We start from the raw sequence: 790 nt of genomic DNA, 5'->3' as shown, positions 1-790 counted from the left end.
TCGAGCCCCTCGCGGCCGTCGGTCGCGAACTGCAGCGCCGCGGGCACGAGGTGCGGGTGGGCGTGCCGCCCAACCTGGTTGACTTCGTCGAGGCCGCCGGCGTGCCCGCCGTGTGCTATGGGCCGGACACGCGGGAGCAGGTGGTGGCCGTCGCGGATTTCACCCACAACGCCTTCAAGGTGCAGAATCCGGCGCGCTTCGTCCGCGACCTGAAAGCGCTTTTCGTCGAGGGCTGGGCGGAGATGAGCCGGACGCTCACCGCGCTGGCCGACGGTGCCGACCTGTTGGTGACGGGCCAGACCTACCACGGGGTGGTCGCGAATGTCGCCGAGTACTACGACATTCCGGTCGCAGGGCTGCATCACTTCCCGGTGCGGGTCAACGGTCAGCTCGGTGTCCCCTTCCTGCCGTCACCGGCGCCCGTGGTCCGCACGACACTGACGGCCGGCTGGTGGCTGTACTCGCGCATCACCAAGGCGGAGGAGGACGCGCAACGCCGGGAACTGGGTCTCCCGCCGACGACGGTTTCGGCGTGGCAACGGATGGCCGAAGCCGGAACGCTGGAGCTGCAGGCCTACGACGAGGCGGTTTTCCCGGGGCTCGCGGCGGAATGGAATGGCAAGCGGCCCTTCGTGGGTGCGCTGACGCTGGAGTTGGGCGCGGACACCGATGACGAGGTCGCGTCCTGGATCGCCGCGGGAAAACCGCCGATTTACTTCGGTTTCGGCAGCACGCCGGTCCAGTCCCCCACGGAGACGGTGGCCATGATCGCCGACGCCTGTGCCGAGTT

General features: G+C 69.1%; 1 pseudogene. It reads left to right on the top strand.

What is annotated here, in order from left to right:
- Positions 1 to 790, top strand: a pseudogene (locus A5696_RS28025) (hypothetical protein); the annotation flags it as partial.

Origin of the sequence: Mycobacterium sp. E2699, assembly GCF_001666745.1 — a bacterium.
Lineage (GTDB): Bacteria > Actinomycetota > Actinomycetes > Mycobacteriales > Mycobacteriaceae > Mycobacterium.
This window is presented reverse-complemented; position numbering and strand designations above follow the sequence as displayed.